The 14447-nt window shown below is 71.4% G+C and carries 19 protein-coding genes; 10 read left to right on the top strand and 9 right to left on the bottom strand.

What is annotated here, in order from left to right; translation table 11 throughout:
* The first annotated feature begins 100 nt into the window (after positions 1-100).
* From hisD to ABSL23_RS14085, 4 genes are all read left to right on the top strand, one after another.
* Entirely contained in the window at positions 101-1378 is a 1278-nt protein-coding gene (hisD, locus tag ABSL23_RS14100) for a histidinol dehydrogenase (protein ID WP_353634195.1), read from the top strand.
* Positions 1379-1417: 39 nt separating this feature from the next.
* Complete coding sequence (locus ABSL23_RS14095; protein ID WP_353634194.1) at positions 1418-2644, top strand: PQQ-binding-like beta-propeller repeat protein; 1227 nt, start codon at positions 1418-1420, stop codon at positions 2642-2644.
* Complete coding sequence (locus tag ABSL23_RS14090; protein ID WP_353634193.1) at positions 2641-3327, top strand: hypothetical protein; 687 nt, start codon at positions 2641-2643, stop codon at positions 3325-3327. Before ABSL23_RS14095 ends, ABSL23_RS14090 begins: the two co-directional genes overlap by 4 nt.
* Positions 3328-3393: 66 nt before the next feature.
* A complete protein-coding gene (locus ABSL23_RS14085) occupies positions 3394-3759 on the top strand; it encodes an iron-sulfur cluster assembly accessory protein (RefSeq protein ID WP_059057251.1) in 366 nt (121 codons plus the stop codon).
* On the opposite strand, the gene ABSL23_RS14080 is transcribed toward ABSL23_RS14085, so the two are convergent.
* From ABSL23_RS14080 to ABSL23_RS14060, 5 genes are read right to left on the bottom strand one after another with little or no spacing between them, the layout of a single operon-like run.
* Positions 3756-3956: a dodecin gene (locus ABSL23_RS14080; RefSeq protein WP_353634192.1), complete on the bottom strand. Its 201-nt coding sequence runs from the start codon at positions 3954-3956 to the stop codon at positions 3756-3758. The genes ABSL23_RS14085 and ABSL23_RS14080 overlap by 4 nt on opposite strands.
* A gap of 50 nt (positions 3957-4006) precedes the next feature.
* Positions 4007-4672 carry a hypothetical protein gene (locus ABSL23_RS14075; protein WP_353634191.1) on the bottom strand — a complete coding sequence of 222 codons (666 nt, stop codon included), beginning with the start codon at positions 4670-4672 and terminating at the stop codon, positions 4007-4009.
* Positions 4669-5313, bottom strand: a complete 645-nt coding sequence (locus tag ABSL23_RS14070) for a hypothetical protein (RefSeq protein ID WP_353634190.1) — start codon at positions 5311-5313, stop codon at positions 4669-4671. The genes ABSL23_RS14075 and ABSL23_RS14070 overlap by 4 nt, the downstream gene beginning before the upstream one ends.
* Positions 5314-5365: 52 nt before the next feature.
* On the bottom strand, positions 5366-6295 hold the full coding sequence (locus ABSL23_RS14065; protein ID WP_059057247.1) for a metal-dependent hydrolase: 930 nt from the start codon (positions 6293-6295) through the stop codon (positions 5366-5368).
* A gap of 54 nt (positions 6296-6349) precedes the next feature.
* Complete coding sequence (locus tag ABSL23_RS14060) at positions 6350-6901, bottom strand: mechanosensitive ion channel domain-containing protein (RefSeq protein WP_059057246.1); 552 nt, start codon at positions 6899-6901, stop codon at positions 6350-6352.
* A gap of 87 nt (positions 6902-6988) precedes the next feature.
* On the opposite strand from ABSL23_RS14060, the gene ABSL23_RS14055 reads away from it, so the two are divergent.
* Together ABSL23_RS14055 and ABSL23_RS14050 are read left to right on the top strand one after the other, a co-directional pair.
* Positions 6989-8179 carry an alanine--glyoxylate aminotransferase family protein gene (locus ABSL23_RS14055; protein WP_353634189.1) on the top strand — a complete coding sequence of 397 codons (1191 nt, stop codon included), beginning with the start codon at positions 6989-6991 and terminating at the stop codon, positions 8177-8179.
* Between the two features lie 61 nt (positions 8180-8240).
* On the top strand, positions 8241-8648 hold the full coding sequence (locus ABSL23_RS14050; protein WP_353634188.1) for a hypothetical protein: 408 nt from the start codon (positions 8241-8243) through the stop codon (positions 8646-8648).
* An 80-nt stretch (positions 8649-8728) separates the two neighbouring features.
* On the opposite strand, the gene ABSL23_RS14045 is transcribed toward ABSL23_RS14050, so the two are convergent.
* Both ABSL23_RS14045 and ABSL23_RS14040 read right to left on the bottom strand, forming a co-directional pair.
* Complete coding sequence (locus ABSL23_RS14045) at positions 8729-9037, bottom strand: hypothetical protein (protein ID WP_058983725.1); 309 nt, start codon at positions 9035-9037, stop codon at positions 8729-8731.
* A 119-nt stretch (positions 9038-9156) separates the two neighbouring features.
* Complete coding sequence (locus ABSL23_RS14040) at positions 9157-9393, bottom strand: DUF5816 domain-containing protein (RefSeq protein WP_059057243.1); 237 nt, start codon at positions 9391-9393, stop codon at positions 9157-9159.
* A 107-nt stretch (positions 9394-9500) separates the two neighbouring features.
* On the opposite strand from ABSL23_RS14040, the gene ABSL23_RS14035 reads away from it, so the two are divergent.
* The 4 genes from ABSL23_RS14035 to ABSL23_RS14020 all read left to right on the top strand — a co-directional run bounded on the left by ABSL23_RS14035 (position 9501) and on the right by ABSL23_RS14020 (position 13038).
* Positions 9501-10847 carry a 5'-nucleotidase C-terminal domain-containing protein gene (locus tag ABSL23_RS14035; protein ID WP_353634187.1) on the top strand — a complete coding sequence of 449 codons (1347 nt, stop codon included), beginning with the start codon at positions 9501-9503 and terminating at the stop codon, positions 10845-10847.
* Positions 10848-10886: 39 nt separating this feature from the next.
* Positions 10887-11645 (top strand): PAC2 family protein, encoded by a 759-nt coding sequence (locus ABSL23_RS14030; RefSeq protein ID WP_353634186.1) that lies wholly within the window; start codon positions 10887-10889, stop codon positions 11643-11645.
* A 76-nt stretch (positions 11646-11721) separates the two neighbouring features.
* Complete coding sequence (locus tag ABSL23_RS14025; protein ID WP_353634185.1) at positions 11722-12780, top strand: TrmB family transcriptional regulator; 1059 nt, start codon at positions 11722-11724, stop codon at positions 12778-12780.
* Between the two features lie 60 nt (positions 12781-12840).
* Positions 12841-13038, top strand: a complete 198-nt coding sequence (locus ABSL23_RS14020; RefSeq protein ID WP_353634184.1) for a hypothetical protein — start codon at positions 12841-12843, stop codon at positions 13036-13038.
* 6 nt (positions 13039-13044) lie between these two features.
* On the opposite strand, the gene ABSL23_RS14015 is transcribed toward ABSL23_RS14020, so the two are convergent.
* Together ABSL23_RS14015 and ABSL23_RS14010 are read right to left on the bottom strand one after the other, a co-directional pair.
* Positions 13045-13896, bottom strand: coding sequence for a translation initiation factor eIF-2B (locus ABSL23_RS14015; protein WP_353634183.1), 852 nt, complete (start codon positions 13894-13896; stop codon positions 13045-13047).
* Positions 13897-13956: 60 nt separating this feature from the next.
* Entirely contained in the window at positions 13957-14403 is a 447-nt protein-coding gene (locus ABSL23_RS14010) for a hypothetical protein (RefSeq protein ID WP_353634182.1), read from the bottom strand.
* Between the last annotated feature and the right edge of the window lie 44 nt (positions 14404-14447).

Here is a 14447-nt window from a genome sequence, read left to right as displayed (position 1 = left end):
ATTTTCGACGCTCCGGCGCGCTAACTAGTCAGTATCGTTTCACGTGCGGGGCGGTCGCACGGATGGAAACGCCTTTTCGCCGGCCGTCCCTACGGCGGGTATGGACTACGAAGCCGTCGCGGACCTCGGGCCGGACCGCCGCCGCGCGCTGTTCGAGCGCACGGCCGGCGTGGAGTCGGTCCGTTCGACGGTCCGGGACATCGTCGAGCGCGTGCGCGAGGAGGGCGACGTGGCGCTCCGACAGTACGCGAGCGAGTTCGACGACGTCGAACTGGGCAACGTCGACGTCACCGACGAGGCCGAGCGCGCCTACGAGGACCTCGACGACGAGACCCGCGAGGCCATCGAGGACGCCGCGGCGAACGTCCGGGAGTTCCACGAGGCGCAGGTGCCCGAGGACTGGCGCCGGGAGTTCTCGGAGGGCCGCGAACTCGGGCGGCGGTTCCGCCCCATCGAGCGCGTCGGCGTGTACGCGCCCGGTGGCACCGCGGCGTACCCCTCTTCGGTGTTGATGGGCGTGATTCCCGCGAAGGTCGCGGGCGTCGAGCAGGTCGCGGTCGCGACGCCGCCCGCCGAGGAACTGAACCCGGTGACGCTGGCGGCGATGCACGTCGCGGGCGCGGACCGCGTGTACGCCTCCGGTGGCGCGCAGGCCGTCGCGGCGCTGGCGTACGGCACCGAGACGGTGGACCGCGTGCAGAAGGTCGTCGGCCCGGGCAACAAGTTCGTCACCGCGGCGAAAGCGGAGGTCCGGGGCGACGTGGACATCGACTTCCTCGCCGGCCCCTCCGAACTGTTGGTGGTCGCCGACGAGACCGCCGACCCCGGCTACGTCGCGGCAGATATGCTCGCGCAGGCCGAGCACGACCCCGACTCCAGCGTCGTGGTCGTCACCGACGACGAGGCGACCGCCGACGCGGTCTGCGCGGAAGTCGAGGCCCGCATCGAAGACCGCGAGCGCGCGGAGACGATTCGGGCGGCCCTCGACAACGACGCCAGCGGCGTGTTCGTCGCGCGCTCGATGAGCGAGGGCGTGCTGTTCGCCGAGGAGTACGCCGCCGAACACCTCTCGATTCAGGCCGACAACGACGAGGAACTGCTGGACCGCATCGACTCCGCTGGCTCGGTGTTCCTCGGGCCGTACGCGCCCGTCGCAGCGGGCGACTACGCCACCGGCACGAACCACGTGCTCCCGACGAACGGCAAGGCGAAGGTCGCTGGCGGGCTCTCCGTGGACACGTTCCTGCGCTCGACGACCGTCCAGCGCCTCGACGAGGACGCGCTCGGCGACCTCCGGGAGACCGTGACGACGCTCGCGGACGCTGAAGGGCTCGACGCGCACGCGGCCAGCGTGGACGCGCGCTTCGAGGACGACTAACCGAAAACCCCTCGGCCCTCGGACACGACGCGTCAGTCGATGCCCTCCCTCCGACGCCGCGGCTTCCTCGCCGCGTGTGCGGCCGGCGCCGCCGCGGGCTGTCTCGGCTCCCCGCCCGAGTACGACCCGGCGAGCGCCGACACCTGGCCGATGGACCGCTACGACCCCGGCGGCACGAACCACACTCCTTCGCCGGGGCCGCGAACCGACCCCGGCGTCGCGTGGCACCGCGACGTCCGCTCGCTGTTCGACGTGCCGACGCCGCTCGTGCGCGGCGACACGCTCTACCTCGGCACGTTCGACCGCTTCTCGGCGTTCGACGCGGCGACCGGCGAGCGCCGCTGGCAGCTCCGCGAGAACGGTCGCTGGCTCGACGGCGCGCTCGCGGCGGCGCCCGCGTACGGCGACGTGATGCCCGTCGTCGCCACGCAGAACGGGTACGCCGCGATAGCGCCGTCCGGCGGCCTCGACGTGTTCGGGTTCCGGCGCACCTTCGAGACGCGCTGGCGGCGCACCGGCGTCGAGCCGGATCGCTTCGGCCGCCTGCTTGCGTTCTCCCGGAGTTCGGTCCCGCCGGTCGTCGCCGACGGCCGCGTCTACGTGGTCGCGACCGCCGACGAGTCCACCGTCGCCGCCATCGACGCGGCGACCGGCGAAACCGCGTGGTCGACGACGGTCCACCGCGCCACCGACGCCCGGGTTGCGGTCGCCGGCGGCCGCGTGTTCGTGCCGACGTTCGGCGAGGGACTCGTCGCACTGGACGCCGAGACCGGTGAACACCGCTGGACGGCCCCGGTCGCCGAAACCCACGTCTACCCGCCGACCGCGACCGGCGACGTCGTCTACGCGCACGACCGCGAGTTCGTCTACGCGTTCGACGTCGCCAGCGGCGACGAACTGTGGCGCGGCAACCGAGAGGACGCCGCGCGGCGGCTCACGGACACTCGCACCCCCTTGACGACTGACGACGAGCGCGTGTACGCGGTCGGGGACACCGACGACGGGACGGCGGTCGTCGCGTTCGACGCGGAGACAGGCGAGTCCCACTGGGCGCACGCCGCGGGGACCGAGGAGGTGCCGCCGGTCGCCGCCGACGGCACGCTCTACGTCCCCGACGCCGACGGCGTGGTCGCGCTCGACGCCACGACCGGGGAGCGGCGCTGGACCCGCGGTGACGGCCACGTGGCCTCGCTGTCGGTCGTCGGGACGACCGCGTACGCCGCGACGGTCGGCGGACGCCTGTACGCGCTGGAGGGGTCGGCGTGAGACCGCGCTTCCGTGCGCTCGCGCCGCTTGCCGCGCTCGGCGTCGTCGGCGCGGCCTTCGACGCGGTTCGCCGCCTCGACCCGGTGCCGGTGCGGGAAATCGGCGGCTTCTACGCGGGCGACCTCTCGGTCCGCCTGCTCGGGTTCCCGTCCGGCGTCCACGCCGCGTCCCTCTGGCCGGGGACCGTGATGGGCCTGCGGCCCGTGTTCGTGGTCGAACTGCTCGTCCTGTACGCCTGCCTGCACGCGGCGGCCGCGGTGGCGGCGGGCCGCGCGTTCGCGCACGCCCTCCCGGACGCCGACCCGCCGACAACGCGGACGTACGCCCGCCTGTTCGCCGTCTCCGTGGGCGCGGCTCTCTTGCTCGGGCCGGTGACGTGGGTCGTCGAACTGGAGTTCCTGCTCGCCGCCGCGTACCTGCTCGTCGTCGGCCTCGGGGTGTTGCCCGTGCTGGTCGCGGTCCCGCCGGTCCTCGTCGCGGAGCGCGCGACGCTCCGCGAAGCCTACGGCCGCGCGAACGACGTCGTCGCGGGCCAGTACGTCCGCGTGCTCGTCGCGCTCGCCGTGGTCGGGTTGCTGGCGGACGCGCTCGTCTCCGCGCCCGTCGCGGGCGGCTTCCTCGGGACCGCGGGCGGCGCGGCGGCGTACGCGGAACTCGGCCGACGCGTCTACCGCGCGGACTGACTCGGGTCGCGGCGGCCCTGTCGGGTGGCACCACGCTTATGACTGCGGGACCCGAACGTATTCGACATGAGCGCGACCGTCGAGAACGGGGACGGAGACACGGTGGTCACCGCCACGGAGGCCGCGGCCGAGCAGGCCCGCGACCTCATGGAGGGCGAAGACATGGACGTCTCGGAGGCGGGTCTGCGGCTGTACGTCCAGCAGGGCGGCTGCGCGGGCCTCTCCTACGGGATGCGCTTCGAGCCCGAGCCCGAGCCCGAGGACCAGATTTTCGAGAGCAACGGCATCCGGCTGTTCGTCGACCAGTCCAGCCTGAACTACGTCGGCGGCAGCCAGCTCGCCTTCGAGGGCGGGCTGCAGGGCGCCGGCTTCCACGTCCAGAACCCGAACGTCGAGAGCGAGTGCGGCTGCGGCGAGTCCTTCCGGACCTAGTTCTCCAGCTCGAAGGCGACCTCGACCTCGACCTGATACTGTCGCCCCTCGACGCCCGCGATTTCGACGCCCTGTTCGATTACTTCCGCCCACTTCACGTTGTCCAGCGTGTCCTCCGCGCGGTCGATTGCGTCGTCGGCGGCGGCGTCGAAGCTCTCCTCGCTGGTCCCGATGAGTCGAATCTTCTTGAATACCATCGCCTGACAGTTCGCCAGCGACCCGGATAAAGTTACTCGCCGGCTACAGGTCACTCGTCGGCGGCGGCCTCGATGTTGGCGCGGACGGCGTCGGTGACGTCGCCGAGGTACGCGGTCCCCCAGACGCCGACGACGACCGCGCCGACGGTGTTGAACGCGAGGTCCAGCGCCACGTCGTCGACGCCGTAGATGGTGAGCACGGTGGCGCCGACAGCGTCGCCGAGCGTCCACGCGGCGTACTCCAGTATCTCCCAGAGCACGCCCAGCGCCATCACGAACAGGACGACGAAGACGACCGTGAACTTCGGCGGGAACGCGACGTCGTCGTGGTGTTCGTCGAGCGCACGCACGGTGGCGTAGCCGGCCGCGGCGACCACCGTCGAGGAGAGGAAGTGCGTGAGGTGGTCCCACCAGATTGGCGGGTTCGGGCCGTAGAACTTCTGCGTGACGCCGGGGACGCCGAGCGTGCCGAGCACGTGCAGGAACACCGCGGTCGTAATCCACAGCGTGAGCGCGGCGTCCATCGGGATGCTGTAGTCGCGTTCCAGCACCGCGGGGAGGTGCGTGACCGCGAGCGCGGCGGCGGCGTTGACGGCGACGGCGACGTTCCACGTGAGGACGCCGACGGCCGTGAACGCCACGAGCGCGAGCTGCATCCCGCGCGTCGCCTGCCGCTGGCGGCGCTCGGAGACGCCGAGGCGGTCGCGGAGCTTCACTCGACGACCACCTCCAGTTCCGCGGGGAGCCGGAGCCGGGCGTCCGCGCGCCGCCGGAAGTACCAGACGAACACGACGGCGGCGAGCACGCCCGCGACGGTCGCCGCGACGAAGTCCTGCACGAGCGCGGTCACGGCGGCGCGCTCCTGTGCGGCGGTCAGCGGCGGCTCCGCGGGGAGGACGAACGCCGTCCCCGCGAGCAGGTCCGAGAGCCAGCCGAGCACGGCGAGGAAGCCCGCCGTCGCCATCGTCGCGACGACGACGAAGGCGACCGAGAACCAGTTCGCGAGCCGGACGCGCGTGAACACGTCGAGTTCGACGGCGACGACGAGCGCGAGCGCCGCGACGCCGAGGTAGGTCGAGAGGTCGCTGGTCAGTCCGGGGGCCGCGAGCGCGCGGCCGACGGTGGGGAGCGCGGCGAGTCCGAGCACCTCCCACGGGAGCATCGCGCGCGCGTCGCCGAACGCGACCGGCGGGAGGACGGCGACCGCGGCGGTGACGAGCGCGAACACGACCCAGACGGGGTCGCCGGGCGCGCTCGCGGCGACTGACGCGGCGACGACCGCGACGAGCAGCCACGACAGCGCGGCGTTCGCGCGCTCCGCTCGGACGAGCGCGGCGAGGCGTGTACTCCGGGCCACGTTCGTACGTCGTGGCGCCCGCCTAACAAGTGCTGAGGCCGCGGCAGAACAGTTACGCGAGCCCAGTGGTGTACGCGACGCCGTACGCGAGCCCGGCGAGCGTGACCGCCGCCAGCCCGGTGACGAGCGCGGTGGGCAGCGACGGCATAGACAGCGGCCGGCCGTCGAAGCGCGGGTTCGGGACGACGCCGACGAAGCCGACCGCGACGACGCTGAACACGAACTGGTAGGACGCGTCGATCGTCGGCGGCGGCAACACGAGCACGGCGAGCGCGTACGCGGCGCCGAACGCCGCCCGCGAGTTCACGTGCTCCGTCAAGCGGTGGCCGGTGAGCCAGAGCGCGGCGGCGACGCCCAGCCAGATGGCGAACAGCTCGACGCCGAACGCGCCCAGCAGGTGGACCGTCGGGTCCGCCGAGAGCGCGACGCGGCCGTCGAAGGCGTTGGCGCCCAGCGGGTAGAACAGCTCCGGGGGCTCGCCCGTGAACAGGTCGCCGAACGGGTGGCTCAGGAGGCCGAACAGCGCGACCGCGAACAGGCTGGCGCCGCGGACGCGGTAGGCGTGGGCGGCGCGCGCGACGAGCCAGCCGCCCGCCGCGAACAGGCCGACGATGACCGCGGGGAGCGGGCCGGACGCCGCGACGACGACGCCGACGAGCGCGGCGAGCGCGGCGGCGGCGAGCCGGCGGTGCGTGGGCGCGAGCGCGAACGCGGCGGCCGCGGGCACGGCGACGACCAGCGAGTGCGTGACCGCGCGGTGGACGACCGTGGAGGCGCCCCAGAACGACTGCGCCACGGCCATCGGGCTGGTGGGGTCGACGGCGACGAGGCCGACGAGGGCGTACGCCATGTCTACGTCGGGGACGGCCGCGAACAGGCCGGCGGCGACGCCGAGCGCGAGCGCGCGCTCTCTGGACGCCCCCAGGCCGGCGGCAGCGAGCGCGACGACGCCGAACGCGAACGTCGCGTGCCCTACGAACATACGTCAGTTACTCCGCGAAGCGGGATAAACTCGCGGGTGGCGCGAGCTAGCGGGTCACTCGCTCTCGGCCTTCTTCGTCCACTTCTTCTCGACGTCGGCGTTCGCGCGCACGACCGTGTCGTCGCCGACCCGGAAGCGGGTCTTCCGCAGTTCGATGGCGGTGACGACCCCGGTCACGTCGCCGGCGACGACCGTGTCGCCGGGGTTGAAGTCGGGGTCGCGGAGGAGGTAGATGCCGGCGACGGCGTCCGCGAGCATCCCCGAGAGCGCGTACGAGACGCCGAGCGCGAGGAAGCCGGAGGCGGTGCCCAGCGCCGCGGCGATTTCCGGGAGGCCGACCGCCGACAGGAATCCGAGTAGCGCGCCGAACCACAGCACGACCGACGCGAGCGTGCCGCCGAGCTGGACGTAGATGGGCTGGTCCGGGTAGACCTGCTTCAAGACGACGCGGACGGCGGTCGCGACGACGCGGATGAGCACCGCCGCGAGCACGAGGAAGACCAGTCCCGTGAGGACGCGCGGGAGCGCGCCGGCGACGTTGCCGACGAACTCGTCGACGGTGCTGTTCAGGAGGTCGGTCAGCGACGACGGCGACTCTGACTGCATACCGGCCAGTCGTGGGCCGGGTACGTAACTCCTGTCGCCGGTGCCGATTTCCGAACCTTCTTGCGGGCGCCCGTCTCCGAATCCCACATGACGGACGCGCCAGACGTCGGTGAGTTGAGTCCACCGCAGCGAACCCTCATGGGGCCGGGACCGAGCCCCGTCCACCCGCGCGTGCTGAAGGCGATGAGCACGCCGCTGGTGGGGCACCTCGACCCGTCGTTCGTGGACATCATGGACGAGACGCAGGAGCTGCTGCGGTACGCGTTCCGCACGGACAACGAGTGGACGATTCCCGTCTCCGGCACGGGGTCGGCGGCGATGGAGGCCGCCATCGGCAACCTCACCGAGCCCGGCGACACGTTCCTCGCGCCGACGAACGGCTACTTCGGCGACCGCATGGCGGAGATGGCGCGGCGCGCGGGCGGCGAGGTCGTGCGCGTGGACGCGCCGTGGGGCGAGCCGCTCGACCCCGCGGACGTCGCGGACGCGTTCGCCGAGCACCAGCCCGACGTCTTCGGGTTCGTGCACGCCGAGACGTCCACGGGCGCCAAGCAGACGAACGTCCCCGAACTGACCGACATCGCCCACGAGCACGACGCGCTCGTCGTCGCGGACACCGTGACGAGCCTCGGCGGCGTCGAACTGCGCATCGACGAGTGGGGCATCGACGCGGCGTACTCCGGCCCGCAGAAGTGTCTGTCCTGTCCGCCGGGCGCGAGCCCGCTGACGCTGAACGACGACGCGATGGACAAGGTGCTCTCCCGCGAGGAGGACCCGCGGTCGTGGTATCTGGACCTCTCGCTGCTGGAGGGGTACTGGGGCGACGAGCGCGCGTACCACCACACGGCGCCCGTCTCGAACGTGTACGCGCTCCGCGAGGCGCTCCGGCTGGTCGCCGAGGAGGGCATCGAGGCGCGCTGGGGGCGCCACGAGCGCGTCGCGGGCGCGCTGAAGGCCGGCGTCGAGGCGATGGGACTGGGCCTCAACCCCGAGGACGACTACTGGCTGCCGAGCCTGAACGCCGTCCGCGTCCCGGCGGGCGTCGAGGACGGCGACGTCATCGACTACGTGCTCGACCACTACGACCTCGAAATCGCGTCCGGCCTCGGCGCGCTGGAGGGCGACGTGTTCCGCATCGGCTGTATGGGCCACGGCGCGCGCCCGGAGAACGTCACGCTCGTCGTCGCCGCGCTCGCTGACGCCTTCGACGCGCTCGGCGCCGACGTGGACGCGGCCGCCGGCCTCGCGGCGACGCGGGAAGCGCTCCGCGAGCAGTAGCGGTCGGTACGACTTCGTTACTCACCACAAACGTTTCGTACGGGAGACACGAACGGCCGGTATGGCCACCGCCGAACGGGGACTGGACTCGTGGCTGTCCGCGACCCTCGACCTCCTCCTCGCCGTCTTCGGGTTCGTCGTCGTCTGGTACCCGACGGTCTCGCTCGCCAACGCGGCGCTCGGCTCCCCGCTCTCGGCGTCGACGTGCAACCTCCTCGTCGGCGTGCTCGCGCTCGGCGGCTCGTACCCCGTCGTCGCGGGCGACTGGTCGCTCGGACGGCTGGGCGAGTACATCTTCGTCTTTCACATGTCGGCAATCGGGTGGGGGGTCGTCGGAATGCTAGCCGTCCTCGCGTCGGGCGTGTCGTTCGCCGGCGGGAATCGCGCGCCACAGGCGGCGCTCGTGGCTGTTGCGCACCTGACCGCCTACGTCCTCGTCTACAGAGCCCAGTTGAGGATTTTCCGGTAACCGCGACTCGTTCCAGCTTCGGAGATTCGTCTGAGCACCGGCGTTACGCTGGCGACGCTCGATAAAAACCAGCCGCGCCCCTAGCTGACCGGCGGGGCGCGCGCCACTTCGTAGTCACCGTCCTCCTCGACGCCCATCACCGCCCACTCGTAGGGCGGGTCGAGCCGACGCAACTGCCGTTCGAGCGCGTCGGTGTTCTCGGCCCACGTCACGAAACAGCGATAGCCGCTGTCGTGGTCGGCCTCGACTCGGTCTGTGACGGCTGTCACGCGTATCTCTTTCCAGTCGCGCGTGGCGGAGAACTCCGCGCCGTCTCCTGCGAGGCTGTACCCGAGGTCGTCGAATATCGACCGGGCCTGCTCGTCGGGAGGGGTGGTAACAGTCCCCATGCAATTACTCCGTCGGGGGCCTAGGTAATAAGCTTTCTTGCCGTTCTCGTTCCCGGGCAGAATCTAAACGAGCGTTCGGGAATTTCAGAATAACGCGGCCGAACGTTTCGCAAACCCACCTATTCGTGGGCAGAGTCCCACTCGTCGGGCTTCGTGAAGTTCCCGCAGTCGTTGCACTTGATGCGGCGCATCGAGTCCATCGCGACGTCTATCGACTCGCAGTTCGAACAGTAGTAGCCGTACCGCCGCTGGCGGTCCGCCGTCCGGTAGACCACGTAGAACGGGGCATCTTGGCCGCGTTCGCCCTCGTCGTCGGCGACGTGCAGCGTGCCGTCGTCGGTCGTCACCGTGAACATACAGCCCCGTAGCCCGCTGTGGCATTTAGCCCTGTCCGTCCCCGCAGTCGCGGCGAGGACGCCGCTCACCGAAGCGCTCTTCCCCGCTGCCGGCCTCGATTCCGGTAATGGCGGTCCGGATTTTCCACTACTCTGACCTGGAGAACGTCTACGACTCCCCCGAGCAGGCCGGCCGGCTCGCGTCCGTGCTGCGGGACCGCGACAGCGCGCTCGCGGCGGGCTCGGGCGACAACACGGCGCCGGGCGTGCTCTCGCTGGTGACCGAGGGCCGGCAGGCGCTGGACTTCTACGACGCCGTCGAGCCCGACGTGGAGACGTTTGGCAACCACGACTTCGACTACGGCGCCGACGTCACCGGCGAAATCGTCGCCGACTCCCCGCAGACGTGGGTGTCCGCGAACGTCTACCGGGACGGCGACCGCGTCGCCGGCGTCGCCCCGTGGACAATCGTCGAGGTCGAGGGCGCGCGCGTCGGCTTCCTCGGCGTGCTCGACGACGCCACGCCGTCGCTGAACCCGATGGCCAGCGACCTCACCGTCACCGACCCCATCGAGGCCACGCGGGAGGCCAGCGAACAGCTCCGCGAGGCGGGCGCGGACTACGTGGTCGCGCTCTCGCACCTCGGGCGCGGCGACGAGGAACTCGCGGCCGCGACGGACGTGGACGCGGTGCTGGGCGGCCACATCCCCGCCGAGCGCGTCGAACGGCTCGACGACACCCTGCTCACGCGCCCGGGCTCCGGCGGCGAAGTCGTGCTGGAAGTGGACCTCAGCGCCGGCGAGGTCACGCGCCACGTCGTCGCGGACGCGCCCGTCTACGAGCCGCTCGCCGAGCGCCTCCGCGAGCGCATGGCCGCGACCGGCCTGAACGATACTGTGGGGCACGTCGCCGAGCCGATGGAGCGCACCGAGTCCACGCTGTTCCGCGGGGAGTCCCGCATCGGGAACTTCGTCGCGGACGCCTACCGGTGGGCCGCCGATACCGACGTCGCGCTCCAGAACTCCGGCGGCGTCCGCGACGGCCCCGCACTCGACGGGGACGTGACGGTCGCCGACCTCGTCAGCGTCGTCCCGTTCGAGGAGCCGGTCTCGGTCGCCGAACTCACGGGCGCGGAACTGCTGGACGTGTTCCGCGGCGCGAAGGGCGGGTCGCTGGGCTTCGCCGAGCCGGACTGGTGGCACGCCCACGTCTCCGGCGCACAACTCACGTGGGACGAGACCACCGACGAACTGCTGGAAGTCCGGGTCGCCGGCGAGCCCGTGGACCCCGGCGCGACGTACACGCTCGCGACCACCGACTACCTCTTCTACACGGACGACGAGTTCCCCGCGCTCGACGAAGCACACCGCGTCCAGCGCCTCAACGTCCAGCACGAGGTGCTCGCCGACTACGCCCGCGAGCGCGGCATCGACCCCGAAATCGAGGGCCGCGTCACGATGCACGCCGACGACTGAGCGGGCAACCGCTAAGGGGCTGGTCGCCGTCCGTCCGGTATGGTAGCCGACACGCCGCGACGCACCGGGGACCGCCGCGACCCCGAGTTCGAGTTCACGCACGACACCCAGCCCAGCGACGCGCTCCTCTGCGGGTTCTCGGAGTTCGGGCTCGCCGGCCTGACGGCCGCGGACTTCCTCGTGGACCACCTCGAACTCGAACAGACCGGCCACGTCGCCGTCGACGGCCTGCCCGCGATTACGCCGTTCGAGAACGGGACGCCGCGCCACCACACGCGGTTCTTCTCGAAGCCCGGCGTCGATGTCACCGTGCTCGTCGGCGAACTGTTCGTGCCGGTCGGCGTCTCCGCCGGGTTCAGCGACGCGCTCGCGGCGTGGCTGGACGACAACGACGTCGAGGAGACCGCCGTGTTGTCGGGCGTCCCGGTCGCGCACGGGCCGGACGGCCACCGCACGTTCTACGTCGCGACCGACGACTACCGCGAGGCACGCCTCGACGGCGCGGACGTGCCGCCGATGGGCAACGGCTTCCTCGACGGCTTGAAGGCGGAACTGCTCGCGCAGGGCATCGACAGCGACCGCCGCGCGTGCGTCTACACGACGCCGGTCCACGCGCAGGCGCCGGACGTCGAAGCCGCGATTCGCCTCGTGGACACCGTCAGCGACGTCTACGACCTCGACGTGGACACCGGGCCCCTCGAAGCGTTCGCCGCGGAGGTCGCCCAGCACTACGAGGCGCTGAGCGAGCGCGTCCAGCGCGCCGAAGACGAGCGCCCCGACGACCGCATGTACATGTAGGCAGCAACGCCGGGACCTGTCGGAGAGCCGACCGCCGACCGCAGGCTAAAAGAGCAGGGTCGTCGTGGGTGGCGGTATGAGCGACGAGAACCTCCGCGAGACGGTCGAACGAGTCGGCGCGGGGTTCGACCTCGGCGAGTACGAGATCGAGGCGTACCTCACGGTGCTGCAGCACGGCGAACTCACGGCCAGCGAAATCGCCGACCGCACCGACATCCCCCAGCCGCGGGTGTACGACACGGTGCGGAGCCTCGGCGACCGCGGGCTCGTGGAACTCCGCGAGTCCCGGCCGATGAAGGTCGTCGCCATCGACCCCGAGGAGGCGTTCGCGGACCTCCAGACGAGCTTCGCGGAGATGGTCGCCGCCCTCGAAGACGCCTACACCACGCCCGCCCGCGAGACGGAGGCCGTCTCGCTGGTCAAGTCGCGCTCGACGATTCTGCGCTACTTCGGCGACGTCATCGACAGCGCGGAGTTCGAACTGGTCTGCTCGCTGACGCCCGGCCTGCTGGAGCGGTTCGCCGACGACCTCGCGGCCGCCCGCGACCGCGGCGTCAGCGTCGACCTCGTGGTGACGCCGGTCCGCGACGCGCCCGACCCCGAGGAGTTCGACTACGGCGAGGTCGCCACCACCGCGCGCGGCCGCCGCGGCGTCACCACGCCCGTCGTCGCGGTCGCCGACGGCCAGTACTCCGTGTACGCGACGCAGGGCGCGGTCCGCGACGACCCCGAGAAGTACGGCGTCATCTTCAACCGCTCGGCGCTGGGCTTCCTCGTCTCCGGCTTTTTCGGCACCGTCATCTGGTCGACGGCCAACGACGTCCTCCACACGAGCGACGCCGCCGACATCGACCTCCCGCGGACGTACGCCTCCATCCGGCGCTGCGTGAAAGACATCCGGACGTTCGACGGCGACGTGTACGCGACCGTCCGCGGCCGGGACGTGCTCACCGGGGACGCGCGCACCGACCGCGGGCGCGTCGTCGAGACGAAGTTCGAGGAGACCGAGGAGGTCGCGACGCTCGTCCTCGAGACCGACTCGGGCCGCGTCGAGGTCGGCGGCCGCGTCGCCGCCTACGAGGACGTCGAAGCCCACGAGCTCACGCTCGCCCGCGACAGCCCGCCGCGGAAGTAGCGTTCTCGCCTGCGCGGACTCGCCGGTACACTTACTCGACTGGCGCCGGAACGCTCGCCTATGGCTGAGGAGACCACCGTCGCGTTCGTCGAGCGCTGGCAGACCGGCGCCGCGCTCCTGCTGGCGTCGGCGCTCGCGGGCGGCGTCCTCGCGGCGATACTCGGGAACGCCGACGTCCCCTACGGCGCGTTCGTGGGACTGGTCGGCGGCGCCGTCGCCTGTTTCCTCGCGCTCTCGTACCTCCTGTACGGCCGGTGACCGCGCTCAGTACTCGCGGACGCCCTCGTCGGTCACCACCGAGTCCAGCAAGCGAGTGGGCGTCGCGTCGTAGGCGGGGTTCTTCACGTCGAAGCCTTCCGGCGGCTCGCGGATGACCTCGCTCGGGTCCCGGAAGTCGTTCTCGAAGCGGAACCCCTCGTCGACGAGCTTCGCGCTCGACCCCGCGACCGTCACGGGCGTCCCCGCGTCGTTGGCCGCCGCGGCAAGCGGGTACGTGCCCACGCGGTTGTAGTACGTGTCCTCAACGATGCAGTCCATCCCCAACAGGACGCGGTCGCACTCCGGGAGGTAGTACCCCGAGGCGCCGTCCACGATGAGCGTCGGCTCGATGCGGTCGATGGCCGCCAGCGTGCGTGCGGTCTTCCGGCCGAGGTGGCGCGGCCGGGCCTCCGTCACGTACACGTCGAGGTGCTTGCCGCCCTGCGCAGCGGTCTCCAGCGCCTCCAGCACCGTCGAGGAGTAGTCGTGAGTGAGCACCGTCTGACCGTCCTCGATGCGGTCGGCCAGCGTCGCCGCGGCCTCGTGTTTCGCGCTCTCGACGGACTCCACGACGTCGTCGATGGCCGCCGCGGTCACCTCCTTGGCTTCCGCGACCGACGCCGGCTCCGCGCCCCGCACGCGCTCGACGACCTCCCGCTGCGTGGTCACCAGCGACGCGTGCGAGGGGTTCGCGCGCCGGAGCGCGTTGCTGTTGCGCTCCAGTGCCCGCACGTACTCCTCGACGGTCGGGTAGTCGTTGTCGATGAGGTCCGCGAGCGCGCGAGCGGCTTTCACGGCGACGACCGAGGAGGAGTGGGTCCGCATCTCGCGAATCTCCTCGGCAGTCTCGTCTATCATGTCTGGTGCATCCAGAGGTCCAAGCAAAGGCTTTCCGGAGTGGGCCGTACCGGCGGCGACCTACGTCGCGTTCACGGCGCGGTAGCCGCCGTACGCGAGCGCGGCGACGCCCGCCGCCAGCGACCCGATGCGCGCGAGCAGGTGGACCGGCGACGGCGACGGGAGGGTGCGCATCGGGAACGCGAGGTACAGGTCGCCGTCGCGCGCCACGACGTCGCTGCTGGCGGTGAGTCGCTCGCTCTCGTTGGCTTGCGTCGCCCACGGCTCGGGCGCTTCCGACAGCGGCACGGTCACTATGCCGTCGGACTTTGCTTCGTCGAACAGAGCCTTCGCGTCCGCCGACAGCGACTGGTAATCGTGGTCGGCGCGGTAGTTCCGGTCGTCGGGGGCCACGTCGACTTCCAGTTCGAGCTGTTCGCTCGGCGTGGGAACCGGGCTGACGAGCGGGAACGCGAACAGTGCGGTGCCGACGAGGAGGGCGGCTGCGACGCGGAGGGACAGTCGCATACTCGACGAACGTGACAGGAAATATATTAGTCGTGTCGGTTCCG

It is taken from the genome of Halobacterium sp. NMX12-1 (genome assembly GCF_040435975.1).
Taxonomy (GTDB): domain Archaea; phylum Halobacteriota; class Halobacteria; order Halobacteriales; family Halobacteriaceae; genus Halobacterium; species Halobacterium hubeiense.
Note: the sequence above shows the minus strand (reverse complement) of the source record. Positions and strands in the feature narration are given on the sequence as shown.

What these genes read in the sequence shown, in the direction of transcription:
- hisD (WP_353634195.1), top strand. Translation starts at nt 101, where the DNA reads ATGGACTACGAAGCCGTCGCGGACCTCGGGCCGGACCGCCGCCGCGCG.
- ABSL23_RS14095 (WP_353634194.1), top strand. Translation starts at nt 1,418, where the DNA reads ATGCCCTCCCTCCGACGCCGCGGCTTCCTCGCCGCGTGTGCGGCCGGC.
- ABSL23_RS14085 (WP_059057251.1), top strand. Translation starts at nt 3,394, where the DNA reads ATGAGCGCGACCGTCGAGAACGGGGACGGAGACACGGTGGTCACCGCC.
- ABSL23_RS14080 (WP_353634192.1), bottom strand. Translation starts at nt 3,956, where the DNA reads ATGGTATTCAAGAAGATTCGACTCATCGGGACCAGCGAGGAGAGCTTC.
- ABSL23_RS14065 (WP_059057247.1), bottom strand. Translation starts at nt 6,295, where the DNA reads ATGTTCGTAGGGCACGCGACGTTCGCGTTCGGCGTCGTCGCGCTCGCT.
- ABSL23_RS14060 (WP_059057246.1), bottom strand. Translation starts at nt 6,901, where the DNA reads ATGCAGTCAGAGTCGCCGTCGTCGCTGACCGACCTCCTGAACAGCACC.
- ABSL23_RS14055 (WP_353634189.1), top strand. Translation starts at nt 6,989, where the DNA reads ATGACGGACGCGCCAGACGTCGGTGAGTTGAGTCCACCGCAGCGAACC.
- ABSL23_RS14050 (WP_353634188.1), top strand. Translation starts at nt 8,241, where the DNA reads ATGGCCACCGCCGAACGGGGACTGGACTCGTGGCTGTCCGCGACCCTC.
- ABSL23_RS14045 (WP_058983725.1), bottom strand. Translation starts at nt 9,037, where the DNA reads ATGGGGACTGTTACCACCCCTCCCGACGAGCAGGCCCGGTCGATATTC.
- ABSL23_RS14040 (WP_059057243.1), bottom strand. Translation starts at nt 9,393, where the DNA reads ATGTTCACGGTGACGACCGACGACGGCACGCTGCACGTCGCCGACGAC.
- ABSL23_RS14035 (WP_353634187.1), top strand. Translation starts at nt 9,501, where the DNA reads ATGGCGGTCCGGATTTTCCACTACTCTGACCTGGAGAACGTCTACGAC.
- ABSL23_RS14030 (WP_353634186.1), top strand. Translation starts at nt 10,887, where the DNA reads ATGGTAGCCGACACGCCGCGACGCACCGGGGACCGCCGCGACCCCGAG.
- ABSL23_RS14025 (WP_353634185.1), top strand. Translation starts at nt 11,722, where the DNA reads ATGAGCGACGAGAACCTCCGCGAGACGGTCGAACGAGTCGGCGCGGGG.
- ABSL23_RS14020 (WP_353634184.1), top strand. Translation starts at nt 12,841, where the DNA reads ATGGCTGAGGAGACCACCGTCGCGTTCGTCGAGCGCTGGCAGACCGGC.
- ABSL23_RS14015 (WP_353634183.1), bottom strand. Translation starts at nt 13,896, where the DNA reads ATGATAGACGAGACTGCCGAGGAGATTCGCGAGATGCGGACCCACTCC.
- ABSL23_RS14010 (WP_353634182.1), bottom strand. Translation starts at nt 14,403, where the DNA reads ATGCGACTGTCCCTCCGCGTCGCAGCCGCCCTCCTCGTCGGCACCGCA.